The organism is Roseomonas sp. FDAARGOS_362 (assembly GCF_002754815.1).
Lineage (GTDB): Bacteria > Pseudomonadota > Alphaproteobacteria > Acetobacterales > Acetobacteraceae > Roseomonas > Roseomonas mucosa.
Genome location: NZ_CP024588.1, coordinates 375839 through 401256, shown reverse-complemented (window position 1 = coordinate 401256; position 25418 = coordinate 375839). Strand labels below are relative to the sequence as shown.

Genomic DNA, 25418 nt, shown 5'->3' with positions numbered 1-25418 from the left:
AACGGGGGCCCGAAGGCCCCCGTCGCATTCCATGCCATCCACGCCCTCCAAGAGGGACGCCGCGGATCAGGCCCCGGAAGGCGCCGGGTTCTGCCACGGGCCCGCCGGACGCGGCGGCGTGGAACGCCCCGAGCTCGGCACGCTGCCGCGGCCCTGGTTCACCGGCTCGTCCGGACGGTTGCGGATCACCGGCTCGCCACGCAGCAGGGTGCGGATCTCGTCGCCCGAAAGCGTCTCGTATTCCAGCAGCCCCTTCGCCAGCGCGTGCAGGCTCTCGATGTTCTCCGTCAGGATCTTGGTCGCCCGCGCATAGGCCGCGTCGATGATCCCGCGGATCTCCGCATCGATCTCCCGCGCCGTGGCCTCGGAGATGTTCTTGGTCTGGGTCACGCTGTGGCCGAGGAAGACCTCCTGGTCGTTCGAGCCATAGGCGATCATGCCGAGCCTGTCGGACATGCCCCATTCCATAACCATCCGCCGCGCCTGGTCGGTCGCCATCTTGATGTCGCCCGAGGCGCCGTTGGAGACCTTGTCCGGGCCGAAGATGATCTCCTCCGCCACGCGGCCACCCATGGCCATGGCCAGTTCGGCCTTCAGCTTGCTCTTGTGCTTGGAATAGCGGTCGCCTTCCGGCAGCGACATCACCAGCCCCAGCGCGCGGCCGCGCGGGATGATGGTCGCCTTGTGGACGGGGTCGCACTCCTCCTCGCTCAGCGCCACCAGGGCATGGCCCGCCTCATGATAGGCGGTCATGCGCTTCTCCGCCTCGCTCATCACGAGCGAGCGGCGCTCGGCGCCCATCAGCACCTTGTCCTTGGCCTGCTCAAACTCCAGCATGCCCACGGTGCGGCGCCCGATGCGGGCGGCCAGCAGCGCCGCCTCGTTCACGAGGTTGGCGAGGTCGGCGCCCGAGAAGCCCGGCGTGCCGCGCGCGATCACCTTGGGATCGACGTCGGAGGCCAGCGGCACCTTGCGCATGTGGACGCGCAGGATCTTCTCGCGCCCGTTCACGTCCGGGTTCGGCACCACCACCTGACGGTCGAAGCGGCCGGGGCGCAGCAGCGCCGGGTCCAGCACGTCCGGCCGGTTGGTGGCCGCGATCAGGATGACGCCCTCGTTGCTCTCGAAGCCGTCCATCTCCACGAGCATCTGGTTCAGCGTTTGCTCGCGCTCGTCATTGCCACCGCCCAGCCCGGCGCCGCGATGGCGGCCCACCGCGTCGATCTCGTCGATGAAGATGATGCAGGGAGCGTTCTTCTTGCCCTGCTCGAACATGTCGCGCACGCGGCTGGCGCCGACGCCCACGAACATCTCCACGAAGTCGGAGCCGGAGATGGTGAAGAAGGGTACGTTCGCCTCGCCGGCGATCGAGCGCGCCAGCAGCGTCTTGCCAGTGCCCGGCGGGCCCACCAGCAGCACGCCCTTGGGGATCTTGCCGCCCAGGCGCTGGAACTTCTGCGGATCGCGCAGGAACTCGACGATCTCCTCCAGCTCCGCCTTGGCCTCGTCGATGCCGGCCACGTCGTCGAAGGTCACGCGCCCCTGCTTTTCCGTCAGCAGCTTCGCCCGGCTCTTGCCGAAGCCCATGGCGCGGCCGCCGCCGCCTTGCATCTGGCGCATGAAGAAGACCCAGACGCCGATCAGCAGCAGCATCGGGAACCAGCTCAGCAGGTAGTGGAAGAGCGGGTTGACGTCGCTCTCCTCCGGCCGCGCCTCGACCCGCACGCCCTTCTCGGTCAGCTTGCCGACCAGGGCGGGATCGTCCGGCACATAGGTGCTGTAGGTGCGCCCGTCCGTCAGCTGGCCGGAAACGACCCGCCCCTGGATGCGCGCGTCACGGACCCGGCCGGCCTGAACCTCGTTCAGGAAGTCCGAATAGGCAACCTGTTGCCCCCGCGCCTGGTTGGTGCTGGAGGGTTGGAACAGGTTGAAGAGCGCCACGAGCAGCAGCGCCACGATGACCCAGAGCGCGAGGTTCCGGCCGAAATTATTCACTGAAGCTGTTTCCGTCCTGACCGACAGGTTGTCCCCGGCACGCCGCGCCGAATTTCCCTGGAAGCCCGAGGGGGCAGGCCAGGGGAAATGCGGGGTCACGCACCGGTTTTCTCCCGTCCTGCACAACATAGGGAGGGCCGGCGCTTTCTGGAACCTCAACCTCACAAAATCGCAAGATTCTCGCGGGCTTCTCATATCGGCCCACCAGCCCGCACGCGACACCCGGGGCCGGGGGGGGCAGGCGGCATCAGGCCGGCGGGCCACCGGCGGGCTGGAAGGAGACCCCGCCGGGCAGGAGTTCCACCCGCCCATCCCCATGGCGCAGCGCCGGACAGCCCCGCAGCACCACGGCCGGCAGGTCCCGCCGCGCGGCCGGCTCCAGCCAGGCCAGATCGGCCCCCGGCGCTCCGAGGGTGGCACCCGGCACGTCCCGGTCCAGATGCCAGCGCCCGTCCCAGGATGCGCCGCGCCGGGCCTCGACGGGCGGCGCGCAGGCGGCGGGCTCCCGGCACAGGACACGACCCCGCCAGAGCGCCCCGCTCAGCGTTCCGCCCCCCTGCGCCAGCAGCCGCTCCACCCCCTCGCGCGGCGGCGGATGAGGCTGGCCGGACACCGACCGCAACAGGCGCGACAGGGCCTGCCGCGCCACGGCATCGCGCCCCAGCGACACGGCATCCAGCCGCACCCAACCCTCGGGCCGGAACACGGCGGCCAGGGCCAGCCGCTCCGCCACCGCCGCCTCGCCGCGCGCGCGGCGGCGCGCGAAGGCATCCGCCGCCAGGGCCAGCGCCTGCGTCCCCGCCGCGTCCCCGGACGGATCGCCAAGCGCCGCGCGCAGCCGGGCCCGGGCGAAGCGTGGATCGCCATTGGACGGGTCGCGCACAGGCTCCAGCCCTGCACCGGCCACGGTCGCCTCCAACCGCGCCACCGGCATGTCCAGCAGGGGCCGCAGCACCATCACGTTTGGCAGGGCCCGCGCGGGCGCCATGGCAGCTAGCCCGGTCTCGCCCGAGCCACGTAGCAGCCGGAACAGCAGCGTCTCCGCTTGGTCCCGACGGTGATGACCCAGCAACAACCAGGGCGCGCCCGCTTCCGACGCGGCCGCCTCCAGCGCCGCCAGCCGCGCCCGCCGCGCCCTTTCGTGCAGGGCCGGGCCGGAAGGCAGGCCAAGGGAAAGAATACGGACCTCGTGCCCCCTCGCCTGCAACCGGCCCGCCACAGCTTCGGCCTCTGCGGCGCTGTCCGGGCGCAGGCCGTGATCGGCCACCAGGGCAAGCGCGGACCCGCCACGTGCCATGGCCCAGCGATGCGCGAGAAGGAAGGTGGCGAGGCTGTCGGGCCCGCCCGACACGCCGACCGCGAGGCGCGGGGACGGAGCGAAGGGCCCCAGCGGCGCCATCAGGGCCGCGAACTCCTCCTCCCCCACCGGTTCGCCGGCTGGCATGGAGGTGGCGCCTCCGGCGATGCCCGTCAGGGGATCAGCGGCAACCCGCGCGCTGCCGCGCCTGCGCCGCCTGGCTGGCGATGCTGCCGGGCGGCTTGGGGAATTCGCTGTTCAGCTGGTCCAGCGTCTGACAGGCCTCGCGCTTCGCCCCGAAACCGTTGAAGGCATTAGCGAGACCGAGCAGCGCCTCCGGGGCGCGGCCGGACTTGCGGTTGCGGCGATAGGCGTCGTCATAGGCCAGTGCCGCGTTCTGGTAGTCCCGCCGCCCGAGCAGCGCATCGCCCAGGAGGATCTGCGCATCCTGCTGCCGGGGCGCGCTGCGGGCACCGACGACCTCCCGCGCTGCGGCCTCGGCGGCGGTATAGTCGCGACGGGCCAGGGCGGCCTGCCCATCGGACAGGGCGCGTTCCGGCGTGCGCGGGGCGGCAGCGGCCGGGGCACTGGCCGGAGTGGCGGCCGCAGGGCCCGGCGCAGGCGTCGCGGGGGCCTGGGAACGGCGCGCCGCCCCGCCACCCTGCTCCACCTGCTGCAGGCGATAGTCCGTGTCGCCCTGCAGCTTCTCCATCTGCTGCTGCAGGTTCCGGTTCTGGAATTCGAGCTGGTCCACGCGGCCGCGCAGGCGCTTGGTCTCGTCCTCCAGCGCACTCACCCGGTCGAGCAGCTGCCCGACCAGTTCGCTCCCGCCCCCGGCGGCACCGCCACGGGAAGGAGGCGGCAGGGCGGGCGCCGCGTAGCCCCCGCCCCCACGCGCCCGCAACTGCTCCATCTCCTGGCGAAGCTGCAGGATCTGGTTCTGCAGCGTGATGCCTTCCCGGCTCTCCACCTGTGCCCGGGCGGAGGGCCCGGATGCCAGGGAAGCCAGGAAAACGGAGGCGAGCAGCGCGTGGCGCATCATGGACCCTGCCTTAGCGGACGACCGTGACCGCGCGGCGGTTCTGCGCCCAGGCCGACTCGTCGGAACCCAGGGCGGCCGGGCGGTCCTTGCCGTAGGAGATGGTGGACAGGCGGCTGCCGGCCACGCCGGAGGCCACCAGCACGTCGCGGGCGGAATTGGCGCGGCGCTGGCCGAGCGCCAGGTTGTACTCGCGCGTGCCACGCTCGTCGGTGTGGCCCTCGATCGTGGCCTGCACCTGGGGATACTGGTTCAGCCAGCCGGCCTGGCGCACCAGCACGTCGCGCTGGTCGCCGCGGACGGAGCTGGAGTCGAATTCGAAGAAGACGCGGTCGCCGACATTGGCGACGAGGTCTTCCTGCGAGCCCGGGCGGACGGAGCCCAGCCCGCCGGCACCGGCGCCGGCGGAGGCGCCAGCGCCCGTGGCGGCCCCGGCCTGGTCGTTGCTGTTCGAACAGGCGGCCAGCAGAGCGAGGGCGCCCAGCGCGCCCAGCAGCTTCGTTTGCATCGATCCGTTTTCCTCGTGCTGTGCGGGGGGCACAAAACACGCGATCGCGGCGTTACGGCTGCCGTTCGATACGGTCAAGCCGAACAAACCGCGCCTCTCCCGTGTCAGGACAACAAAGGGGACCAATTCGGATCGGTTGCATCGGTCGGCGTCACAATCTGCCTCTCGTTGAAACCGGCGATGTCGATCATCGCCATGCGTGCACCATAGCCATTGCCGCGCGAGTCCCGCGCCGGGGTCTCCCGGTAATAGGCAAGGACGCGGCCGTTCGGGGCGAAAGTCGGCCCCTCCATGCCCCAGCCCTCGGTCAGGATGCGTTCCCCGCGCCCGTCCGGCTGCATCACGCCGATGGCGAAGCTGCCGCCGCCGAAGCGGGTGAAGGCGATCAGGTCGCCACGCGGAGACCACACGGGTGTGGCATAGCGGCCACGGCCGAAGGAGATGCGCCGCACCCCACCGCCGCCGGCATCCATGACATAGAGCTGCTGGTCGCCGCCCCGGTCGGAGTTGAAGACGATCTGCGACCCGTCGGGGCTGTAGCAGGGGGAAACGTCGAGCCCGTTGCCCGAGGTGAGCTGCCGCTCCCGCCGCGAGGCGAGGTCCACCACATAGATGTTGGAATCGCTGCCCTTGGCATAGCTCAGGATCACCGACCGCCCGTCCGGCGAGAAGCGCGGCGACAGCGTCATGCCGGAGAACTGGCCCAGAACCTCCTGCCGCCCGGTGTCCAGGTTGAACAGATAGACCCGCGGCTGGTTCTGGTAATAGCTCATGAAGGCGATCTGCCGCGCATTCGGATGGAAGCGCGGGCTGAGCACCTGGAAGGACCCGTCGGTCAGGAAGCGGTTGTTCTCCCCGTCCTGGTCCATGATCGCGAGCCGCCGGGTGCGCCGGTCGCGCGGCCCCGATTCGGCGACATAGACGATCCGGGTGTCGAAATAGCCCTTCTCGCCCAGCAGGCGGGAATAGATGGCATCCGCGATCAGATGCGCGATCCGCCGCCACTGGGCAGCCGGAGCAGTGAAGGCCGTGCCCTCGATCTGCTGGCCCGGCAGCACGTCCCACAGGCGGAACTCGACGCGGAGCTGCCCACCCTGGTCGGCCACGCGGCCGGTCACCAGCGCATTGGCCCCGATCACCCGCCAGTCCTGGAAGTTCGGCTGCGCCGCCGCGGCCTCGGCGCTCTGGATGAAGGCGGCGTTCTGCACCGGGCGGAACAGGCCGGAATTCTTCAGGTCATTCTGGATCACCTGGGCGATCTCCGCCCCGCGTGTGCCCGGCAGCGCGGGCACCGCGATCGGGATCGGATCGGTGCGGGCGCGGGTGATGTCCACGCGGCTCTCGGCCGCGGCCGGCTGGGCCAGCACCGAGCGCAGCGGCGGAATGGCGCCAGCGGCGGCGGTCACCCCCAGAAGCGCGGCACGTCGGGTAAAGCGGCCGTCCATCGTCGTGTCTCTTCCCCTGAAAACCGGTTCGGACCGGGAGAAGCCCCGGTCCTGCCGTCAAATCAAGCCCCTGTCCCGTCACGAAGCGTGGCGGGCCGTATCGTTCCGCTGCGGCAATGCCGGCGGATGCCGGGGGACGCGCCTCAGCGCAGCCCCAGGTCCCGCGGGTTGAAGCGGAAGACCGTGTTGCGCAGCGCCTCCAGCCGGTCCTTCGGCAGTGGCAGCGGGTTACACTGTGGGTTCAGCAGCGCGCGCCGTGCCGCCTCATAGACCGAGCGCGCCTGCGGGTCGGCGGGCACGCTGCCGTTCGGGCGCACGTTCCGCACCGTGCCGCCGGAATCCACCTCCACCCGCATCTCCACGATCACCGAGCGGATGTTCAGCGCGCCGCCATCCACCGACCAGCATTCGCTGATGGTATTGGCCAGCGCCGTCTTCTCGCCCGAGCTGAGCGCGGCGGTCCCGGTCGGCGCCCCGCCCGCCTGGGTGGAGCCCGAGGGCGCCGGATTGGCGCGCGACTTCGGCGCCTCGTTCTGCGCCTGCATCGCCCGCAGCTTCTCCAGCGTGCTCAGCACGCTCTGAGAGCGTTCGTCCGTGTTCTTGGCCGGCGGCGTACGCCCGGTGCCCGGCTTGTCCGAGGGATTCGGCGGCGGTAGCACCTTGCCCGTGCCCTGCTGGTTGCTGGGCTTGGGCTGCTGCACCGGCGGCTGCGGCTTGGGCGGTTCCGGCTTGGGCTCGGGCTTCGCCTCGGCATGCTGCTGCGGCTTCGCCTCCGGCTTGGGCGGCGTCGTCTTGGGAGGCTCTGGCTTCGGCGGCTCGGGCCTGGGCGCGGGCTTCGGTTCCGGCTTGGGCGGCGTCGCCTCGGCATGCTGCTGCGGCTTCGGCGGCGCGGGGGCCGGCGGCGGCGGCAGGGGCAGCACGGCATCGGCGGCCGGCGGCGGCGGGGTCGCCTCCGCCTGTTGCTGCGGCGGCGTGGGCGCGGGCGGCGGCGGGGCCGGGGGCGGTGGCAGGGGCGGCGCGGCCTCGGCCTGCTGCTGCGGCGGCACCGGCCTGTCGGCGGTGGAGGGCGCGGCCGAGGTCGGTGCCAGGGCCGGAGCCGGTGGCGGCGGGGGCGGCGGCGGCGGGGCCGAGACGGGCTCCGGCAGCGGCGGCTCGACCGGCGGCGGCAGCGGCAGGGGCTCGTCCTTCGCGGCGGCCGTCCTGCTCGGGGATGGCGAGGGCTTGTCCGCCTGGGCGAGCTGCGCCGCCTCGGGCGTGATCACCTCGATGGGAATGCCCTGCTCCATCGGCTCATCGACCTTGCGGGCGGGGAGCTGGATCAGGATCACCAGGAAGGCGAGCAGATGGAGCGCCGCCGAGACGTACGCCCATTCCCGCAATCCGCGCGGCCAGCGCATCGTGGGTTCGTTCCTTCCCCGGCCTCAGCGCGCCGGCGCGCGCGCCGCGCCCTGGCCCGGAGCCTGCCCGGACGCCGCGCCGCGGCCCGCCGGGGCCGCGCCGGAAGGCTGTTCCGCGAGAAGGGCGACACGGGTGAAGCCGGAGGACACGATGGCGCCCATGACCTCCATGATGCGGCCATAGCTGTTGGTGCGGTCGCCGCGCACGAAGATGCGCCGCTCCGGCGCGCCCGGTGGCTGGTTCTGCATGATGGCCTGGAGCTGCGGCACCAGGTTCTCCATCTGCACCTCGGTGTCCTGGAGGAAGATCCGCCCCTCCGGGTTCACCGAGACGGTGAGCGGCTCCGTCTCCTGGTTCAGCGGCGCCGCCGCCGTCTTGGGCAGGTCCACCGGCACGCCGGAGGTCATCAGCGGCGCCGCCACCATGAAGATGATCAGCAGCACGAGCATCACATCCACCAGCGGCGTGACGTTGATCTCGGCCATGGGGCGGTAGCGGGAGCGTCCCTTGCCCCCATTGGGGCCGCCTGTGGACATGCCCATGCTTCAGCGCCCCGCCGGCGTCTCGTCGGCCTGGCGCGAGAGGATCGTGCCGAATTCCGACGCGAAGGCCTCCAGCCGCGCCGCGTAGCGCGACAGGTCGGTGTTGATCTTGTTGTAGGCCAGCACCGCCGGAATCGCGGCCACGAGGCCGATCGCCGTGGCGAAGAGCGCCTCCGCGATGCCCGGCGCCACCACGGCGAGGTTGGTGTTGTTGTTGCCGGCGATGGCGGCGAAGGAATTCATGATGCCCCAGACCGTGCCGAACAGCCCGATGAAGGGCGCCACCGAGCCGACCGAGGCCAGGAACACCATCCAGCGCTCCATGCGCTCCATCTCGCGCCCGACGGTCACGCCCATGGCGCGGTCGGCGCGTTCCTTGACGCCCATCAGCGAGATGGCGGAGCCGACCGAGGCCTGGGCGCTGGCCTGCCATTCCCGCATCCCGGAGCCGAAGACGGCCGCCATCGGATGATTCGGGCGCTCGCCCTCGCTGCGGTAGAGCTCCTCCAGCGATCCGCCGGACCAGAACTTCTCCTCGAAGGCATCGGCGGCGCGGTTCGCGCGGCGCACCGAGGTCACCTTCTCGAAGACGATCGCCCAGACCCAGATGCTGGCGAACAGCAGCCCGAGCATCACCAGCTTCACGACCCAGTCGGCCTGGAGGAACAAGTTCCAGAGCGACAGGTCATGTGCCATCGGCGCCAGATTGGTCGCCGTCACGCCCTCACCCACGGGCATCCTCCATTACCGGGCCCCCGCCCTGTTCATCCTCCCCCGCGCGGCCCCTCAGCCTGCCGGGGGAGACACCATATCCCGCAGGGCGCTGGACCAGGGCTCCGGGATGCGCGCGGCGCGAAGCTCGTCGCGCGACACACAGACCAGGGTCACCTTGAGGCGCGCCCGGTAGGCGCCGGCCTCATCCACCACATCCTGCGCCAGCTCGACCGAGGCCCCGCCGACCCGCAGCACGCGGGTCTCCACGATCAGGGCCTCATCCAGCCTGGCCGGCCGCAGATACTCCACTTCGGCGCGCCGCACCACGAGGAACAAATTGTGACGTTCCACGAGAAGACCGTGCGGCAAGCCCATGTCGCGCAAGGATTCGGTCCGGGCTCTTTCGGCCCATCTCAGATAGTTGGCGTGATAGACGACGCCGCCGGCGTCGGTGTCCTCGAAATAGACGCGGACAGGGTAGCGATGGGCGCTCATCAGCCCTCGTCCATCAGCAGGTCGCCTTGTGCCGCCACCGCGTTGCGCGGCGGGGCGAGGCCGAGATGCCGCCAGCCCGGCAGGCCCAGCACGCGGCCCCGCTGGGTGCGCAGGATCAGTCCCTCCTGAATCAGGAAGGGCTCGATCACCTCCTCCAGCGTGTCCCGGCTTTCCGCCAGCGCGGCCGCCAGCGTCTCCACCCCCACCGGCCCGCCACCATGATGCTCCGCCAGCCGCCGGAGGTAGCGCCGGTCCATCGCATCCAGGCCCAGCACGTCCACCTCCAGCCGCCGCAGGGCGTCGTCGGCCAGCGCCCGGTCCGCCGGCCGCCCGGCCACGGCCGCGAAGTCCCGCACCCGGCGCAGCAGCCGCCCGGCGATGCGGGGCGTGCCGCGGGACCGGGTGGCGATCTCCCGCGCCCCGTCCGGCGTGAGCTCGAAGCCCAGCTTTCCCGCACCACGTGCCACGATCCGTTCCAGCTCCTCCGCCGAGTAGAACTGGAGCCGCAGGGGAATCCCGAATCGGTCGCGCAGCGGGGTGGCCAGCAGGCCGGCCCGGGTGGTGGCGCCGACCAGCGTGAAGGGCGGCAGGTCGATCCGCACCGTCCGCGCCGCCGGCCCCTCCCCGATGATCAGGTCGAGCTGGAAATCCTCCATCGCCGGATAGAGCGTCTCCTCGATCGCCGGCTGCAGGCGGTGGATCTCGTCCACGAAGAGCACGTCGCGCGGCTGCAGGTTGGTCAGGATCGCCGCCAGGTCCCCCGCCCGCTGCAGCACCGGGCCGGAGGTGGCGCGGAACCCCACCCCCAGTTCCCGCGCCACGATCTGGGCCAGCGTGGTCTTGCCCAGGCCCGGCGGCCCGAAGAGCAGCACGTGGTCCATCGCCTCGCCGCGCTCGCGCGCGGCCTGGACGAAGACGGAAAGGTTCTCGCGCAGCGCGGGCTGCCCGGTGAAGTCGGCCAGGGTCTGTGGGCGGAGGGCGGCGTCGTTGCCGTCCTCCTCCAGCCGCGCCCCGCTGGTCAGGCGGGCATCATGATCGCTCATGGCGGGAACATAGAGGGATCAGGCCGCCAAGTCGCGGGGTCCCGCGCCGGTTCCGGCGAGACGGCGGCCGCCCCACCCCGGAGGCCCGCCTCCCCAGGCCATTGCAGTGCAAAAAAAGAATCGCTTCCGCAGATTTGAGAAGCGGCAAATACTCATTTCCGGGTCGCGACTGATCGACTCCATCAACGATCGAGAGTCTCGCATGCACAACGACACCGGACGGCGCGTCGTCGCCGAATTCTTCGGGACCTTCTGGCTCACCTTCGGCGGCTGCGGCGCCGCCGTGCTGGCGGCCAAGTTCCCGGATGCGCTGGGCATCGGCTTCCTGGGCGTCGCCTTCGCCTTCGGGCTGACCGTGCTCACCATGGCCTATGCGGTCGGGCACATCTCGGGCGGCCACTTCAACCCCGCCGTCACGCTCGGCCTCTGGGCGGCGGGCCGCTGCGCCAACCGGCATGTGGTGCCCTATATCGTGGCCCAGGTCGCCGGCGCGATCATCGCCGCGGCGGCGCTCTGGATCATCGCCTCCGGACAGCCGGGCTGGGTGCCGGGCGGCTTCGCGGCCAACGGCTATGGCGCGCTCAGCCCGGGCAAGTACGGCCTGGGCTCGGCCTTCCTGACCGAACTACTGCTGACCTTCTTCTTCCTGCTGATCATCATCGGCACGACCTCGAAGGGCGCCGCCACGGGCTTCGCCGGCATCCCCATCGGCCTGGCGCTGACGCTGATCCACCTGGTCTCGATCCCCGTCACCAACACCTCGGTGAACCCGGCCCGCAGCACTGGCCCCGCCCTGTTCGCGGGTGCCGAATATGTCGGCCAGCTCTGGCTGTTCTGGGTCGCGCCGATCCTGGGCGCCATGGTGGCCGGCGCCGTGACCCGGATGCTCTACGAACCCGCCGATCCGGTGGACACGGTGGTGGTCGACCAGCGCAAGGCCGCCTGACAAGGGGCCTCACAGGGGCGATGGACAGCGGAGGGCGCCCCCAGGAGGCGCCCTCCGCCACCTCAACGCGGCGCCAGCTCCTTCAGGCTCTCGCGGATCATCTCGCTCAGCCCTGCCCCGTCACCCAGCCGCTCGCGCACCCGGTTCACCGCCGCCGCCGCTTCGGCCCGCTTCCAGCCGAGGTTCAGCAGTGCGGAAACCGTCTCCTCCGCCGCGCCCGCCGGCACCGGCGGCGGGATCGTCACGCTGAAGCTGCCGGTCGGCATCGCCCCCACCCGGTCGCGCAGCTCCGCCACCAGCCGCGCCGCCAGCTTCGGCCCCACACCCGGCGCGCGGCCCAGTGCGCCCCGGTCCCCCGCCATCAGCGCGGCGGCGAGGTCCGCCGGGCTCAGCGTGGACAGCAGCGCCAGCGCCACCTTTGGCCCCACGCCCTGGATCGCGGTCAGCAGCCGGTACCAGTCCCGCTCCGCCGCATCGGCGAAGCCATAGAGGGTGATCGCGTCCTCGCGCACCACCGTCTCGATCCAGAGCGTACCCTGGGCCGGCGGCGGCGGCAGCGCGGCCACGGCGCGGGAGGAGGCGGCGACGACATAGCCCACCCCGTTCACGTCCAGGATGCAGCCGCCCTCATGCACCGAATCCAGCACGCCGCGCAGCTTGCCGATCATCGCTCTCTTCCTATCGCGGCTGGCTGACGGCGAGGTTCGCCATCCGCGCCAGCGCCATGCGGCTGCCCCGGTGATGCGCGTGGCAGATCGCGACCGCCAGCGCATCCGCCGCATCCGCGCGCCGGATCACGGCACCGGGCAGCAGCCGCCGCACCATGTCCGTCACCTGCACCTTGTCGGCATGGCCCGTGCCGACCACGGCACGCTTGACTTCCATGGCCTGGTACTCGGCCACCTCGATCCCCGCGAGCGAGGGTGCCAGCAGCACCACGCCGCGCGCCTGGCCCAGCTTCAGCGCGGCGCCGGGGTTCTTGTTGACATAGGTGTGCTCCACCGCCGCCTCGTCGGCCTGGTGCAGGTCCAGGATCGCGCGCAGGGCGCGGTAGATCTGCGACAGCCGCTCCGCGAGCGGCAGGTCGGCGGTGGTGCTGATCACCCCGTCCGCCAGGTGCCGCAGGCGGGAGCCGCTGCTCTCGATCAGCCCCCAGCCCGTGTGTTGCAGCCCGGGGTCCAATCCCAGGATGCGGACGCTGCCCGACATGCCATTCCCCCCCACAGGCCATACGTGTTCCGCGCCGGCGGCCGGCTCCCCCCGAAGCCCGCCATCCGGGAACCCAGGCCGGTCCCTCAGGCCGAGAGCTTGTTGGCGATCTCGTCCGAGACCTCGAAATTGGCATAGACGTTCTGCACGTCGTCGTGGTCGTCCAGCACCTCCACGAGCCTGAGCACGGACTGCGCCCGCTCCTCGTTCAGGTCCACGGACACGTTCGGCCACCATTCGAGCTTCGCGCTTTCCGCCGCGCCGAACTTCTCCTCCAGCGCATCGCGCACCGCGGTGAAGTCCTCGACCGAGGTGGTGACCTCGTGGACGCCGTCATAGGTCTCCACGTCGCTGGCGCCCGCCTCGATCGCCGCCTCCATCATCGCCTCCTCGGAGGCCACGCCCTCCTTGTAGGTGATGACGCCGCCACGCTCGAACTGGAAGCTCACCGAGCCCGTCTCGCCCATCGCCCCGCCGAACTTGGAAAAGGCCGAGCGCAGGTCGGAGGCGGTGCGGTTGCGGTTGTCGGTCAGCGCCTCGACGATGATGGCCACGCCCGCCGGGCCATAGCCCTCGTAGCGGACCTCGTCGTAGTTGTCCGTGTCCGTCCCGGCGGCGACGCGCTTGATGGCGCGGTCCACCGTGTCGCGCGGCATGTTCGCCGTCAGCGCGGCCTTCACCGCGGCGCGCAGGCGCGGGTTGTGCGCCGGGTCGGGCATCCCCGCCTTGGCGGAGACGGTGATCTCGCGGATCAGCTTGCCGAAGGCCTGGGCCTTCTTGGCGCTCTGCCCCGCCTTGCGGTGCATGATGTTCTTGGCGTGCGAATGGCCGGCCATGGTCGTCTGTGCCCGTAACGTCAGGAATAGGAAGGGTTTGGCGGCACCTATAGCCCCGGGCGCGGCGGACGGCCAGCATGACGCCCGGCGCCCGCCCCGCCGCCGGCCTCAGTAGAGGTGCTTTTCCAGATCCGGCGAGCGCGCATCGACCTCGCCCGCATCGACCATCCCGCCGGTATGGGCGGCGATCATCTGCCCCGGCGTCGGCGTCCCCGCCGGGCGGGCGTCGCAGGGCCAGAGCTTCGCCCGTGCCACCGCCCGGCGGCACTGCATGAAGACCTCCCGCACCGCGACCAGCATCACCGTGGCGGGCTCGCGCCCTTCCATGGCCAGCCGCGCGCGCAGCGCCGGGTCGGTGGTCAGCCGCGCCAGCCCGGAAACGCGCAGGGTCTCGCCCGAGCCGGGCACCAGGAAGAGCAGCGCCACGCGCGGGTCGTCCAGCACGTCGCGCAGCGCGTCGATCCGGTTGTTGCCGCGCCGGTCCGGCAGCGCCAGGGTGCGCTCGTCCAGCACCGCCACGAAGCCCGGCGCATCGCCGCGCGGCGTGCCATGCGCGCCGCGTTTCCCCACGGTGGAGAGTACGCAGAAGGGACTGTGGGCGATAAAGGCGGCGGCGGTGGCATCCACCACCGGGCTGACCTTGCGCAGCACCACCGGCCCGGGCGGGGCGTAGTACTCAGCCAGTTGTTCCGGCGTGGTGATGGCGTGGGGGTCGGGCGGCAGGCTGTCCATGCGAGTCATCCTGGCATGGGAACGGCAGCGTTGCGAGCAGTTCTCAGACTTGTCCGCGGTCTCCGCCACCCGGCACCGGAACCCTGGCTCAGAAGCCCGGCTTGACCGCCGCCAGCCGCCCGCCGACCCGCAACGGGCCAATGCGCTTGGCGAGACCCGTGGCGTCGTCCGTCTCCACCAGCGCGCCGCAGAGCGTCGCCTCGCCCTCGGCCGGGGAAAGCCGTTCGCCCGGCATCCGGCGCCAGAAGCGCAGCGCCGAGGCGCCCTTGCTCATGCCGATCACGCTGTCGTAGTCGCCGCACATCCCGGCATCGGTCATGTAGGCGGTGCCGCCTTCCAGTACCTGGTGATCCGCCGTCGGCACATGCGTGTGCGTGCCGATCACCAGCGAGGCGCGCCCGTCGAAGGAATGCCCGAAGGCCAGCTTCTCGCTGGTCGCCTCGGCATGGATGTCCACCACCGCCGCCTGGATCGTGCCGGGCGTGCCCACCGGCCCGCCCAGGACGTGCCTCGCCAGTTCCGCCTGCACGCCGCGGAAGGGGTCGTCCAGCGGCTCCATGAACAGCCTGCCCATGACATTGACCACCAGCGCCCGCCGCCCGCCGGAGACCTCGACCACCGTGGCGCCGCGCCCCGGCGTGCCGGGCGGGAAGTTGATCGGGCGGATGATGCGCGGCTCCCCTTCCATGAAGGGAATGATCTCCTTGCGGTCCCAGGCATGGTTGCCCAGCGTCAGCACGTCCACCCCGGCCTCCAGGAAGGCCCGTGCCATGTCGGGGGCGAGGCCGAAGCCGTGGCTGGCATTCTCCGCATTCACCACGACGAGGTCGGTGGCGAGTTCGCGCCGCAGCGCGGGCAGGCGGGAAACCAGGGCATCGCGCCCGCTGCGCCCCACCACGTCGCCCAGGAACAGTATTCTCAAGCCTTCTCCTCGGAACCCTCTCCGCAGGGCGGCGGTTCGCAATGGATTACGCCGCGCTCCGTCGCCACGGCCCGCAGCGGCCGGTCGCCCGGCCCGGTGGGGACGCGCGGCACCTCCTGCCCGGCATAGGCGAAGCCGAGCGCCACGGCACCCGGCAAAACCTCCAGCGTGCGGTCGTAATAGCCCGCGCCATAGCCCAGCCGCTGCCCGCGCCGGTCGAAGGCCAGCAGCGGCACCAGCAGCCAGTCGGGACGCAGTTCCGGCGCCTCGGGCGACGGCTCCGACAGGCCGAAGCGGACGGGCAGCAGAGGCTCGCCCGGCCGCCATTGCCGGAAGCGCAGGGGCTGGCCGCGCCGCGTTGTCACCGGCAAGGCGACGGCATGGCCACGCGAGGCCAGCGCCGCCAGAAGCGGCCGCGGGTCCAGTTCATCCCCCATGGGCCAGTAGCCGGACACCACGGCGCCCGGCGGCGGCGGCATCCCATCCAGGACCACCCGCGCCACGGCTTCGACGGCCTCCGGCGTGGCGATGCCGGCGCGCTGCGCCAGCATCTCGTGCCGCAGCCGCGCCTTGGCGGCGGCGAGTTCACCGGGATCGGAAACGAAGTGCGGAGCCACCATGACCGCTGGCGATTCATCCTCCCAAGGCCTGCTGAAGCAGGTGGGCACCAGATACCCGGACCACGGTCCGGACAGAGCCAGTTCCCGGAGGATGCACATTGGCCCCGGGGATGAGATACCTGGCGCGAAAGGCAGCCCCGCCCGACCTAGTTAAGGGCGCTCGAGCCCCGCCGCAATGCCCTCGATCCTCTCCGCGACGCGGACCAGACGTTCGGCCATCGCGGGGTTGTCCAGGGTGGGCTGCCCGGCCCGGGCCCGGGAGAGCTCGACCTTCAGGTCATGCACCTCGTCGGCCAGCAGCAGGGCGGCCAGCAGCAGCAGCCGGTTCTCGCCGAAGGAGCCGCCCATGGCGCGCACGGAATGGACCCGGCGGTCCACCTCCGCCGCCAGGGCGACGAGATGCGCCTCCTGCCCGTCCTCGCAGGAAACGGGGTGGCTGTAGCCGCCGACGCGAACGGTGACCTGACCCAAGCCCTAGACCTCCTGCCTGTTCTGGGGTTCCGTCCGGCGCTGCGGAGCATCCTCCGGCTCCGGCCCGGCCGCGCCCTTGGCCTGCCCGGCCTCCTCGCCACCTTCCTCGTCCCCGGCCGCGTCGAGGGACAGGTCCTCGGACTCCGGCTCGGCCTCCATCTCCCCTTCGGACTCCTCCCGGGCCAGGGCAAGCCGCAGCCTGGCCAGGGTCGAGTCCAGGCGCCGGCCCAGCTCCGCCACCTCTTCCTCCGAGATGGACGAGCGGGGGCGCGAGGCCGCGGCAGCCAGACGCTCCACCGCCGCTTCCAGCCGCGCCGCGGCTTCGCCCAAACGATCCGCCATCAAGCAAGAACCCCGAACGCGTGATATCCTGGGGCATTAGGCATGGCATGGCGCGAGGGTCAACGCCACGCTGGCCGCGCGGGCGGCAAAACCGATGGCAAAACAGGGAGCCAGGCCATGGGCCGGATCGCGAGCCGCACCGATCCCGGAAATGGGCCCGGAGAAGGGCCCGGAGACGGACCGGAAGGCGTGCCCGGGGACGAAGCGGGCGCAGCCCCGCGGCACGTGGCCCGGGAAACCCCCGGCCCGGCCCCGGCGGGCCTTTCCTGGCTGCCGGCAGTCACGGTGCACGGGCTGCGCGAGGCCGAGGCCGTGCTGCGCGCCGTGACGGAGGCCGGCGGCGGACGGGGCGCGGTGCTGCTTTCCGCCCCCGGCGCCGCCACCTGGCCCGGCCCCGCGGGCTTCGCCGCCGTGATCCGCCTGGCGCGGGCGCGGCATCCCGCCCTGCCCTGCCGCACCCTGCTGGATTGCGGCGCCATGCCGGGGCTGGCACTGCGGGCACTGCGCGAGGGCTGGCGGGAGCTGATCCTGGCGGAAACCCGTCCCGCCTTCGCCCAGGTGGCGGGGGCGGGCCAGGCGGTGGGGGCGGTGCTGCATGGACGGGCGCCAGAGGCGCTGTCGCTGGATGGCATCGACCTGCGCCGCCCCGGCGGGATGGCGATCCTGCGCCGCTGGCTCACGACATCGCCAACCGGCGGCGAGATGACAGGGAAGGCCGGAGGCGGCTAGACAGGCGGCACTTTCCAGGGCGGCACTTTCCGGGAATCTATCACCCGTTCCCGAAAATGCGACGCGGCACGGCGTCGGGGAACATCCACGGGGGCCCCACGGGGCCGCAAGAAGGAAAGGGAAACGCGATGCAGCTCACCCCGCAGGTCCGGGAGATCCTCTCCTGGTACGAGAGCGACAATCCCGGCACCAAGACCAACATCGCCCGCATCCTGAACAGCGGGAAGCTGGCCGGCACCGGCAAGATGGTGATCCTGCCGGTGGACCAGGGCTTCGAGCACGGCCCGGCCCGCTCCTTCGCGCCCAACCCGGCGGCCTATGACCCGCGCTACCACTTCGAGCTGGCGATCGAGGCAGGGCTGAACGCCTATGCCGCGCCGCTTGGCATGATCGAGGCGGGCGCCGCCAGCTTCGCCGGCACGGTGCCGACCATCCTGAAGGTCAACTCCTCCAACTCCCTTTCCACCACAAAGGACCAGGCGGTGACGGGCACGGTGGCGGATGCGCTGCGCCTCGGCTGCTCGGCGATCGGCTTCACCATCTACCCGGGCTCGGAATACCAGTTCGAGATGATGGAGGAACTGCGCGAGCTGGCCGAGGAAGCCAAGGCCACCGGCCTCGCCGTGGTGGTCTGGTCCTATCCGCGCGGCCCGATGCTGGACAAGGTGGGCGAGACCGCGCTCGACATCTGCGCCTATGCCGCGCACATGGCCGCGCTCACCGGCGCCCATATCATCAAGGTGAAGCCGCCGGCCGAGGCGATCTCGCTGGATGCCGCGAAGAAGACCTACGAGAAGTTCCCGGTCCCCGACATCGCCACCCTGGCCGGGCGCATCCGGCACGTGGTGCAGGCCTGCTTCGGCGGTCGCCGCCTCGTGGTCTTCTCCGGCGGCGAGGCCGGCACCCATGACGCGATGGTGGAAATGGCCAGGGGCATCCATGCCGGCGGCGGCAACGGCTCGATCGTGGGCCGCAACAGCTTCCAGCGCTCCAAGCCCGAGGCGCTGAAGCTGCTCTCCGCCATCATCGACGTGTACAAGTCGCCGCTCTGATGGCCGCCTCCGCGAAGCAGGCGTCCGGGGAGGCCCCCGGCTGCCGACTCTACCTGGTGACGCCGCCGGCGCTGGAGCCGGCCCGCTTCGCGGAGGAGCTCGCCCGGGCGCTGGATGCGGGCGACGTCGCCTGCGTCCAGCTCCGGCTCAAGGAGGCGGATGACGACGCCATCCGCCGCGCCGTCGACGCGCTGCGCCCCGTGGCGCAGGCGCGCGACGTCGCCTTCCTGCTGAACGACCGTGCCGACCTCGCCGTGCAGACCGGCTGCGACGGCGCGCATCTGGGCCAGGAGGACGGCGACCAGGCGGCCGCGCGGGAGCTGCTGGGCGACGGCATCCTGGGCATCACCTGCCATGCCTCCCGCCACCTCGCCATGCAGGCGGGGGAGACCGGCGCCGACTATGTCGCCTTCGGCGCCTTCTTTCCGACCGCCACCAAGGAGACGGTCCACCGGGCGGAACCCGAGCTGCTTTCCTGGTGGGCGGAGGTGATGGAGGTTCCCTCCGTCGCCATCGGCGGTATCGACGCCACGAACTGCGCACCCCTGGTGCGGGCCGGGGCGGATTTCCTGGCCGTCGTCGGGGCGGTATGGAAGCACCCCGAAGGGCCGGCCGCGGGCGTCCGGGCCATGAACGCCGCCATCGCCCAAGCCGCAGGCTGAACGGGTCCGGCCGGGCCGCAACAAAGGAAGCGCCGCTTGGACATCGCCCTGGGACTTTTCCTGACCTTTCTGCTGGTCGTGGCCAGCGTGGTCATCTCCCTGGCGGAAATCTCCTTTGCCGCCGCGCGCGAGACGCGCCTGCGCATCCTGGCGCAGGAAGGCGACCTGCGCGCCAGCCGCTTCCTGGCGCTGCGTCGCGACACGGCCAGCGTCGTCACCGCCATCCAGATCTGCCTGAATGCCGTCGGCGTGCTCGGCGGCGTGATCGGCGAGGGCCTGCTTTCCCCGCCCTTCTCCGTGGCACTGCTGGAGGCGGGGCTGAGCCCCACCACCGCCGCCACCGCCGGCTCGGTCCTCTCCTTCCTGCTGGTCACGATGCTTTTCGTGCTGCTGGCGGACCTGGTGCCCAAGCGCATCGCCATGCAGGCGCCGGAGAAGGTGGCCCTCTCGGTCGGCTGGTTCCCCGCGCTGGCGGTGCGCCTGCTGCGCCCGCTGGTCTTCGTCTTCAGCCGGCTGGCGGACGCCGTCCTGCGGATGCTGGGCATGCCCACCACCTCGGCGGCGGAGCTGGTCACGGCCGAGGAGCTCCGCGCCACCCTGGCCGCCGGCGTGACCTCCGGCGCGCTGGAGGCGGGCGAGCACCGGCTGATCGAGAACGTCCTGGCGCTGCGCGAGCGCACCGCCGCCTCGGCCATGACCTCGCGCGACGAGATCGTGTACCTGGACATCAAGGAATCCCCCGAGATCTGGCAGGAGAAGGTCCGCCGTCACCCCTATTCCCGCTACCCGGTCTGCGATGGCAGCCTGGACCGCGTGCTCGGCCTCACCCGCGCCGAGGATGTCCTGGCCGCCGTGCTGAACGAGGGACCGGGCGGCATCGACCCGGCCCGGCTGCGCCGCGACGCCCCGGTGGTGCCGGACACGCTCGACCTCTGGGAGGTGCTGTCCCAGTTCGAGGCGCAGAAGGCCGGCTTCGCCGTGGTGGTCAGCGAGTACGCCATGGTGGTCGGCGTCATCACCTACAAGGACGTGCTGGCGGTGCTGGTCGGCGGCCTCGCCGATCCCTTCGAGGAAAGCGTCATCGTCCAGCGCGACGAGAATTCCTGGCTGGTGGACGGCATCGCCCCCATGGCCGACGTGGTGCAGGTCCTGGGCATCCCGATCTCGCCGGATTCCGGCCCCTACGAGACCGCCGGCGGCTTCGTCATGCACCACCTCCGCCGTGTGCCGCGCAAGGCCGACAAGATGGAGATCGCCGGCTTCACCTTCGAGGTGGTCGATGTCGAGGGCTTCCGCGTGAACCAGCTCCTCGTCACCCGCAGGGCCGCGCCGCGCGAGGCGGTCTGATGGGGCGTGGCCGATGATCCGTTTCCGTCTCTGTGTTTTCGGCGACAGCTTCAGCAACGGCACCGGCGATGACACGATGCTGGGCTGGGCGGGCCGTGTCTGCGCCACCGCGCGGCAACGCGGCCATGACGTCACCCTCTACAATCTTGGCATCCGCCGTGACACCAGCACCGACATCGCCGGCCGCTGGCAGGAGGAAGCGGCCCGCCGCCTGCCGGCGGAACAGGATGGCCGACTGCTCTTCGCCTTTGGTGCCAACGACTGTGTGATCGAGGATGGCGCACCGCGCGTGCCGCTGCCACGCAGCCTGGAGAACGCCGCCGCCATCCTGAAGGGTACCGCTCGTCCGACGCTCATGCTGGGCCCCATTCCGGCCGGCGATTCCCTGGCGGATTCCGGGGTGGAGACCCTCGCCCAGGCCCTGGCGCCCCTCTGCGCCGGGCTTGGCATTCCCTTCCTGCCCTTACATCCGGTGGTGCGGGACTGCCCAGACTGGGCGGCGGAAGTCCGCTCCGGCGATGGGGCACACCCGAATCAAGGCGGCTATGCCGCCCTGGCCGCCGCCGTCGAAGCCTGGCCAGCCTGGCGCGCTTGGGTGCCCTGACAAAAGCCCACGGAAGCGCACTTCCTTCCCAGGACAGCCGCCTCACCCATAGGGCCAGTTCCCCAGCCATCGCGTGAGGGCGATGTCCTCCACCCCCGCCGCGAGCATGGCCAGCCGGTCGAAGCCCAGCGCGATCCCGCTGCCGCCGGGCATGCCGTGCTCCAGCGCGCGCAGGAAATCCTCGTCCACCTCCCAGCCTTCCTCGCCATAGAGGCGCCGCCGCTCGGCCACGTCACGCTCGAAGCGGCCGCGCTGTTCCGCCGGGTCGGTCAGTTCGTCGAAGGCGTTGGCCAGCTCGATCCCGGCCACGAAAAGCTCGAAGCGCAGCGCCGCCCGGGGGGCCGACGGGTCGCGCCGGGCCAGCGCCGCCTGGGGGGCCGGCCAATGGGTCAGGAAGCTCGCCCGTTCGCGCCCGAGATGCGGCTCCACATGGTCCAGCATCAGGCGAAAGAACAGTTCCTCCCAGCCCTCGCCCTCCGGCGCCTCCAGCCCCGCCGCCCGCGCCGCGGCACGCAGCGCCGCGCCGTCCCCCTCCCCATCGGGCCCCAGCGTGGCGAGGATGTCCAGCCCGCCGCACCAGCGCCGGAAGGCCTCCGCCACCGGGATGCGCTCGAAAGGTTGGCGGAGATCCGTCTCAACGCCGCGCTGCGCCACGCGGGGTGGCAGGACGGCGCGCAGCAGCGCTTCGGCCTCGTCCATCATCCCGTCCAGCGGCAGGCCCGGCGCGTACCATTCCAGCATGGTGAACTCCGGTGCGTGGCGGGGCGAGACCTCGCCGTTCCGCCAGACCCGCGCCAGCTCGAAGACCGGCCCGGCTCCGGCGACCAGCAGCCGCTTCAGTGCCAGTTCGGGCGAGGTCCGCAGCCAGAGGTCCCGCGCTTCCCCCGGTCCCAGATGCGGGCGGAAGCGGGAGCGGAAGCCCTGCAGGTGTACCTCCATGCCCGGAACCGGCACCAGCGCGGGGGTTTCCACCTCCGTATAGCCACGGGCGGTGAAGAAGGCCCTGGTATCCGCCAGGAGCAGGGCACGGCGGCGCAGCGCCGGCAGCCGGGCAGCGAGGCGTTCGGGAAGCCAGTCCGGCCGGGACAGGGGGGATCGGGGAGACGGCATGTCATCGGGCTTATAGCGCCTCCACCCCATCCTGGCGCGACGGCGATGACGACGCGTGCATTGTTCCGCCTCAACCCACATACCGGAAAGCTTTGGGGAGCCCGGGCCCACGCCTCACTGAAGCCCTCCCATGGGCCGGCCGTAAACGGCGGATTACGGAAGGCAGGATTCCCGCCCTGAACCAAGAACCATGGGATTGGGGACAGGAATTGTCCGGTTTCCTGTGACAAACATTCCTGAACATCGGTGATTTTCCGGTTAGATTAGCGTCCTATCTAATGACCATGAGAACGGGACGATGAAGCCCCGCTCAAGAAGAGTTCGGAGAACACCATGCGCACCTTCTCGAAGATCGGCCTCGCCGCCCTGATGGCCACCACCCTGATGGCTGCCCCCGTGGTGAGCCATGCGGCGGAAGGCGGCGGCTACAGCCACTACAGCATCGGCTCCACGCCCCGTGACACCAGCAGCGCCGGCTCCTCCGCCACCCGCGGCACGCCCAGCTTCGACATGGCCTGGAGCTACGCCACCCCGGGCAGCGTCGTGCGGAACAGCAGCAACGCGGGTTCCTCGGCCGTGACCGGCGCCCCGACCGGCAGCATTGCGGCCAGCCACTTCTCCGCCGGCTCCACCCCGCTGGACGTCAGTAACAACAACTGACCTTGCGGCCGGCCCCCCGGCTGGACCACGAAACAGGGGCATCCCGGCCGGGATGCCCCTGTTTCGTTGTGGCCTCCGCCATCTCGCCCCCTTGCCACGCCCACCCGGGGCGCCATCCAGTTGCCCCGCAGGCGCGGCCCAGTCCCCCCGGCCCTGCCGCTTCCACCACCGCGCATCCTGGTCTAGCTGCTGGCCGCCATGCCCGATGGCCTTTCCCGCCCCGCCATGCCGAGCCCCGCCCGCACCCTCCGCAGCCCGGAGGCGCTGGCGGAGGCTGGCCTCGTTCCCGCGGCGGCCCTACCCGGCCTGCGGGCCGTGTCGGAACGCTATGCCATCTCCGTCACGCCCGCCGTGGAGGCGCTGATCGACCGCGCCGACCCGGCCGATCCCATCGCGGCGCAGTACATCCCGCAGGCGGCGGAACTCCTCGCCTCCCCGCAGGAGCTGGAAGACCCGACCGCCGACCATCCACATTCCCCGGTGAAGGGCGTGGTCCATCGCTATCCCGACCGCGCCCTGCTGAAGCCGCTGCTGGCCTGCCCGGTCTATTGCCGCTTCTGCTTCCGGCGGGAACAGGTCGGCCCGGACGGCGGGCTGCTGTCGGAGGCGGAGCTGAACGCGGCCCTGGACTACTTCGCCCGCATGCCGCAACTGCGCGAGGCGATCCTGACCGGCGGCGACCCGCTGATGCTCTCGCCCCGCCGCCTCGGCACCATTGTCGCCCGCCTGTCCGCCATCCCGCATATCGAGGTCATCCGCCTCCATTCCCGCGTGCCGGTGGCCGATCCCGCCCGCGTCACGGAGGCGCTAGCCGGAGCGCTGGACACGGAGAAGGCGCTTTTCCTCTGCGTGCATGCCAACCATGCCCGCGAATTCTCCCCCCCGGCCCGTTCCGCCCTGCGCCTCCTGGCGCGGGGCGGGGTGGCCCTGCTCGGCCAGTCGGTGCTGCTGCGCGGAGTGAACGACAACGAGGCCGCGCTGGAGGACCTCTTCCGCGCCATGCTGGCCAGCCGGGTGAAGCCCTACTACCTGCACCAGCTCGACCGCGCGCCCGGCACCGCCCGCTTCGAGGTGCCGATCGCCGAAGGCCGCCGCCTGCTCCGCGCCCTGCGCGGCCGCCTCACCGGCCTGGCCTGGCCGGTCTATGCGCTCGACACGCCGGGCGGTGGCGGCAAGGCGCCGATCGGGCCGGAATTCGCCACGCCGGAAGGCATGGACTGGGTGGTGGAACGGCCGCTGGACGGCGTGCCCTACCGCCACGCCGTGCCGGAACGCGACCCAGGCCGGCCCTTGCCTTGACGGTTCCAGAGCGGGACGGCCTGGGAAAGGGATCGCCCCTCTCCGCACGCGGCCATGGTCACATCCCGGCCGACCCGCCGCCATTTTCCGCCCGCAGGCGCCGGAGCAGCGGCTCCACCTCGCCCGGACGCCGCAGCCGGTGCCATTCCAGATGCGCCAGCGCCGGGTCCGCCAGCAGCGCCGCATGGGCCCGGCGCTGCTCCGCATAGGTGCGCCATGCCCAGCGGATCGGGTGATCCGCGTCGAGCCATTGCCGGAACGCCTCCCGGTTCCCGGTGCCCGGCCAGATCTCCCGCCGCGTCAGCGCCCGCTGCAGGGAGCGCCAGGCGACCCGCCGCATCACCAGGCCGCGCGGATAGTCGAGCCAGACCACATGCGTCGCGCGGTCCAGCACAAGATCCTGCACCCGGCCGTAGTTGCCGTCGCTGACCCATCCCTCCCCCGCCACGGCCAACGCCACGCGCCGCCGGAATTCTGGCAGGTCATGAGTGTTCAGGTCGCGCCAGCCCGCCTGCCAGTTGATCGCGTCCAGCTCGACATGCGGCACCCCCAGCGCAGCGGCGAGGCGCCCCGCCAGGGTGGACTTGCCCGACCCCGACACCCCGAAGACGGCGACGCGCACCCCTGCCTCCTTCCGCTTCCCGGCCCGTGACGGGGCACCGCCGCCCCTGCCCGCGTTCGCCGCGCCCCAGCCCCACGGCCCGCCCCATGCCGGTCCCGGTTGCCCGAAAGCGCCTACGGGGCTAAACGCCGCCCTTCAGCGCGGGCGCCCGCCGCCCGCCCGCTCCTTTTCAAAAGACCGAGGACGAGCCGCCCCCATGGCGAAGCAGCAGGCCAACCAGATGCGCCCTGGCCAGGTGATCGAGTTCGAGGGCCGCCGCTGGTCCGTGCTCAAGATCAACATCATGACCCCCGGCAAGGGCGCCGCCGTGATCCAGGTCGAGATGCGCGACGTGAAGAGCGGCACCAAGAAGGACCAGCGCTGGCGCACCCAGGACACGGTGGAGCGCCTGACCACCGAGGACAAGGAGTACACCTACTCCTACGCCGATGGTGAGAGCCTGATCCTCATGGACCCGGAGACCTTCGAGCAGCACAGCGTGCCCAAGGAGATCCTGGGCGACCGCCTGCCCTTCCTGGTCGAGAACATGGTCGTCAACGTCCGCCTGATCGAGGGCGACCCGGTCTCCATGGACCTGCCGGACACGGTGGTGCTGGAGGTGACCGAGGCCGATCCGGTGATCAAGAACCAGACCGCGACCTCCTCCTACAAGCCCGCCATGCTCTCCAACGGCGTGAAGACCCAGGTGCCCCCCTTCATCGCCACCGGCGAGAAGATCGTGGTCCGCACCGAGGACGCCTCCTACGTGGAGCGCGCCAAGGGCTGAGGCCCGCGCCGGG

The 25418-nt window shown here is 71.5% G+C and carries 29 protein-coding genes and 1 other RNA gene; 9 read left to right on the top strand and 21 right to left on the bottom strand.

Translation table 11 applies throughout. From position 1 onward, the window contains the following. Window positions 1–66 precede the first annotated feature (66 nt). The 10 genes from ftsH to ruvB all read right to left on the bottom strand — a co-directional run bounded on the left by ftsH (window position 67) and on the right by ruvB (window position 10476). Window positions 67–1995: an ATP-dependent zinc metalloprotease FtsH gene (gene ftsH / locus CTJ15_RS06635; protein ID WP_019459977.1), complete on the bottom strand. Its 1929-nt coding sequence runs from the start codon at window positions 1993–1995 to the stop codon at window positions 67–69. A 247-nt stretch (window positions 1996–2242) separates the two neighbouring features. Beyond that, a complete protein-coding gene (gene tilS, locus CTJ15_RS06630) occupies window positions 2243–3439 on the bottom strand; it encodes a tRNA lysidine(34) synthetase TilS (RefSeq protein WP_099781367.1) in 1197 nt (398 codons plus the stop codon). A gap of 34 nt (window positions 3440–3473) precedes the next feature. Next, entirely contained in the window at window positions 3474–4334 is an 861-nt protein-coding gene (locus CTJ15_RS06625; protein WP_099781366.1) for a tetratricopeptide repeat protein, read from the bottom strand. Window positions 4335–4344: 10 nt separating this feature from the next. Then, window positions 4345–4839 (bottom strand): peptidoglycan-associated lipoprotein Pal, encoded by a 495-nt coding sequence (pal, locus tag CTJ15_RS06620; RefSeq protein WP_019459974.1) that lies wholly within the window; start codon window positions 4837–4839, stop codon window positions 4345–4347. A gap of 104 nt (window positions 4840–4943) precedes the next feature. Then, window positions 4944–6284 (bottom strand): Tol-Pal system beta propeller repeat protein TolB, encoded by a 1341-nt coding sequence (tolB, locus tag CTJ15_RS06615; RefSeq protein ID WP_019459973.1) that lies wholly within the window; start codon window positions 6282–6284, stop codon window positions 4944–4946. A 143-nt stretch (window positions 6285–6427) separates the two neighbouring features. Next, window positions 6428–7681, bottom strand: a complete 1254-nt coding sequence (locus CTJ15_RS06610) for a hypothetical protein (RefSeq protein WP_099781365.1) — start codon at window positions 7679–7681, stop codon at window positions 6428–6430. Between the two features lie 24 nt (window positions 7682–7705). After that, window positions 7706–8224, bottom strand: a complete 519-nt coding sequence (gene tolR / locus CTJ15_RS06605) for a protein TolR (RefSeq protein WP_037249762.1) — start codon at window positions 8222–8224, stop codon at window positions 7706–7708. Window positions 8225–8227: 3 nt separating this feature from the next. Then, a complete protein-coding gene (gene tolQ, locus CTJ15_RS06600; protein ID WP_019459554.1) occupies window positions 8228–8962 on the bottom strand; it encodes a protein TolQ in 735 nt (244 codons plus the stop codon). Between the two features lie 48 nt (window positions 8963–9010). Next, entirely contained in the window at window positions 9011–9433 is a 423-nt protein-coding gene (ybgC, locus tag CTJ15_RS06595) for a tol-pal system-associated acyl-CoA thioesterase (protein ID WP_058390474.1), read from the bottom strand. Next, a complete protein-coding gene (gene ruvB / locus CTJ15_RS06590; RefSeq protein ID WP_019459552.1) occupies window positions 9433–10476 on the bottom strand; it encodes a Holliday junction branch migration DNA helicase RuvB in 1044 nt (347 codons plus the stop codon). The genes ybgC and ruvB overlap by 1 nt, the downstream gene beginning before the upstream one ends. A gap of 202 nt (window positions 10477–10678) precedes the next feature. Here ruvB and aqpZ point away from each other — a divergent pair, with 202 nt between their 5' ends. Next, complete coding sequence (gene aqpZ / locus CTJ15_RS06585; protein WP_019459551.1) at window positions 10679–11422, top strand: aquaporin Z; 744 nt, start codon at window positions 10679–10681, stop codon at window positions 11420–11422. Between the two features lie 62 nt (window positions 11423–11484). Here the strand turns inward: aqpZ and ruvA are convergent, their stop codons facing one another. The 9 genes from ruvA to CTJ15_RS06540 all read right to left on the bottom strand — a co-directional run bounded on the left by ruvA (window position 11485) and on the right by CTJ15_RS06540 (window position 16554). Beyond that, window positions 11485–12090: a Holliday junction branch migration protein RuvA gene (gene ruvA, locus CTJ15_RS06580; protein ID WP_019459550.1), complete on the bottom strand. Its 606-nt coding sequence runs from the start codon at window positions 12088–12090 to the stop codon at window positions 11485–11487. 10 nt (window positions 12091–12100) lie between these two features. Then, window positions 12101–12631, bottom strand: a complete 531-nt coding sequence (ruvC, locus tag CTJ15_RS06575) for a crossover junction endodeoxyribonuclease RuvC (RefSeq protein ID WP_019459549.1) — start codon at window positions 12629–12631, stop codon at window positions 12101–12103. Window positions 12632–12717: 86 nt separating this feature from the next. After that, complete coding sequence (locus CTJ15_RS06570) at window positions 12718–13467, bottom strand: YebC/PmpR family DNA-binding transcriptional regulator (protein WP_099781364.1); 750 nt, start codon at window positions 13465–13467, stop codon at window positions 12718–12720. A gap of 108 nt (window positions 13468–13575) precedes the next feature. Beyond that, window positions 13576–14199, bottom strand: a complete 624-nt coding sequence (locus CTJ15_RS06565; protein WP_099781363.1) for an MSMEG_1061 family FMN-dependent PPOX-type flavoprotein — start codon at window positions 14197–14199, stop codon at window positions 13576–13578. A gap of 88 nt (window positions 14200–14287) precedes the next feature. Next, window positions 14288–15121: a TIGR00282 family metallophosphoesterase gene (locus tag CTJ15_RS06560; protein ID WP_099781362.1), complete on the bottom strand. Its 834-nt coding sequence runs from the start codon at window positions 15119–15121 to the stop codon at window positions 14288–14290. Beyond that, window positions 15118–15741 (bottom strand): 5-formyltetrahydrofolate cyclo-ligase, encoded by a 624-nt coding sequence (locus CTJ15_RS06555; protein ID WP_099781361.1) that lies wholly within the window; start codon window positions 15739–15741, stop codon window positions 15118–15120. The genes CTJ15_RS06560 and CTJ15_RS06555 overlap by 4 nt, the downstream gene beginning before the upstream one ends. Then, a non-coding RNA gene (ssrS, locus tag CTJ15_RS06550) (6S RNA) lies at window positions 15728–15882 on the bottom strand. The genes CTJ15_RS06555 and ssrS overlap by 14 nt, the downstream gene beginning before the upstream one ends. A 9-nt stretch (window positions 15883–15891) precedes the next feature. After that, window positions 15892–16212 carry a cell division protein ZapA gene (locus CTJ15_RS06545; RefSeq protein ID WP_019459544.1) on the bottom strand — a complete coding sequence of 107 codons (321 nt, stop codon included), beginning with the start codon at window positions 16210–16212 and terminating at the stop codon, window positions 15892–15894. 3 nt (window positions 16213–16215) lie between these two features. Then, on the bottom strand, window positions 16216–16554 hold the full coding sequence (locus tag CTJ15_RS06540; RefSeq protein WP_019459543.1) for a hypothetical protein: 339 nt from the start codon (window positions 16552–16554) through the stop codon (window positions 16216–16218). Window positions 16555–16743: 189 nt separating this feature from the next. Between CTJ15_RS06540 and CTJ15_RS06535 the strand changes: the two genes are divergently transcribed. The 5 genes from CTJ15_RS06535 to CTJ15_RS06515 all read left to right on the top strand — a co-directional run bounded on the left by CTJ15_RS06535 (window position 16744) and on the right by CTJ15_RS06515 (window position 20948). Then, window positions 16744–17283: a hypothetical protein gene (locus tag CTJ15_RS06535; RefSeq protein ID WP_075821872.1), complete on the top strand. Its 540-nt coding sequence runs from the start codon at window positions 16744–16746 to the stop codon at window positions 17281–17283. A gap of 128 nt (window positions 17284–17411) precedes the next feature. Next, entirely contained in the window at window positions 17412–18335 is a 924-nt protein-coding gene (locus tag CTJ15_RS06530) for a class I fructose-bisphosphate aldolase (RefSeq protein ID WP_075821873.1), read from the top strand. Beyond that, the gene (gene thiE, locus CTJ15_RS06525; RefSeq protein ID WP_019459540.1) at window positions 18335–18997 is read left to right on the top strand and encodes a thiamine phosphate synthase; all 663 of its coding nucleotides are present in this window, start codon (window positions 18335–18337) and stop codon (window positions 18995–18997) included. Before CTJ15_RS06530 ends, thiE begins: the two co-directional genes overlap by 1 nt. 36 nt (window positions 18998–19033) lie before the next feature. Then, the gene (locus CTJ15_RS06520) at window positions 19034–20344 is read left to right on the top strand and encodes a hemolysin family protein (protein ID WP_075821874.1); all 1311 of its coding nucleotides are present in this window, start codon (window positions 19034–19036) and stop codon (window positions 20342–20344) included. 13 nt (window positions 20345–20357) lie between these two features. Then, window positions 20358–20948, top strand: a complete 591-nt coding sequence (locus CTJ15_RS06515) for a GDSL-type esterase/lipase family protein (protein ID WP_019459538.1) — start codon at window positions 20358–20360, stop codon at window positions 20946–20948. A gap of 42 nt (window positions 20949–20990) precedes the next feature. Here the strand turns inward: CTJ15_RS06515 and epmA are convergent, their stop codons facing one another. Next, entirely contained in the window at window positions 20991–22058 is a 1068-nt protein-coding gene (epmA, locus tag CTJ15_RS06510; RefSeq protein ID WP_019459537.1) for an EF-P lysine aminoacylase EpmA, read from the bottom strand. A gap of 333 nt (window positions 22059–22391) precedes the next feature. Here epmA and CTJ15_RS06505 point away from each other — a divergent pair, with 333 nt between their 5' ends. Both CTJ15_RS06505 and CTJ15_RS06500 read left to right on the top strand, forming a co-directional pair. After that, window positions 22392–22718, top strand: a complete 327-nt coding sequence (locus CTJ15_RS06505) for a hypothetical protein (protein ID WP_058390478.1) — start codon at window positions 22392–22394, stop codon at window positions 22716–22718. Window positions 22719–22916: 198 nt separating this feature from the next. Then, window positions 22917–24017 carry a lysine-2,3-aminomutase-like protein gene (locus CTJ15_RS06500; RefSeq protein ID WP_075821875.1) on the top strand — a complete coding sequence of 367 codons (1101 nt, stop codon included), beginning with the start codon at window positions 22917–22919 and terminating at the stop codon, window positions 24015–24017. Window positions 24018–24075: 58 nt separating this feature from the next. Here the strand turns inward: CTJ15_RS06500 and CTJ15_RS06495 are convergent, their stop codons facing one another. After that, window positions 24076–24639, bottom strand: coding sequence for a hypothetical protein (locus CTJ15_RS06495; protein WP_019459534.1), 564 nt, complete (start codon window positions 24637–24639; stop codon window positions 24076–24078). Window positions 24640–24835: 196 nt separating this feature from the next. Here CTJ15_RS06495 and efp point away from each other — a divergent pair, with 196 nt between their 5' ends. Further along, window positions 24836–25405: an elongation factor P gene (efp, locus tag CTJ15_RS06490; RefSeq protein ID WP_019459533.1), complete on the top strand. Its 570-nt coding sequence runs from the start codon at window positions 24836–24838 to the stop codon at window positions 25403–25405. Window positions 25406–25418: the final 13 nt, after the last annotated feature.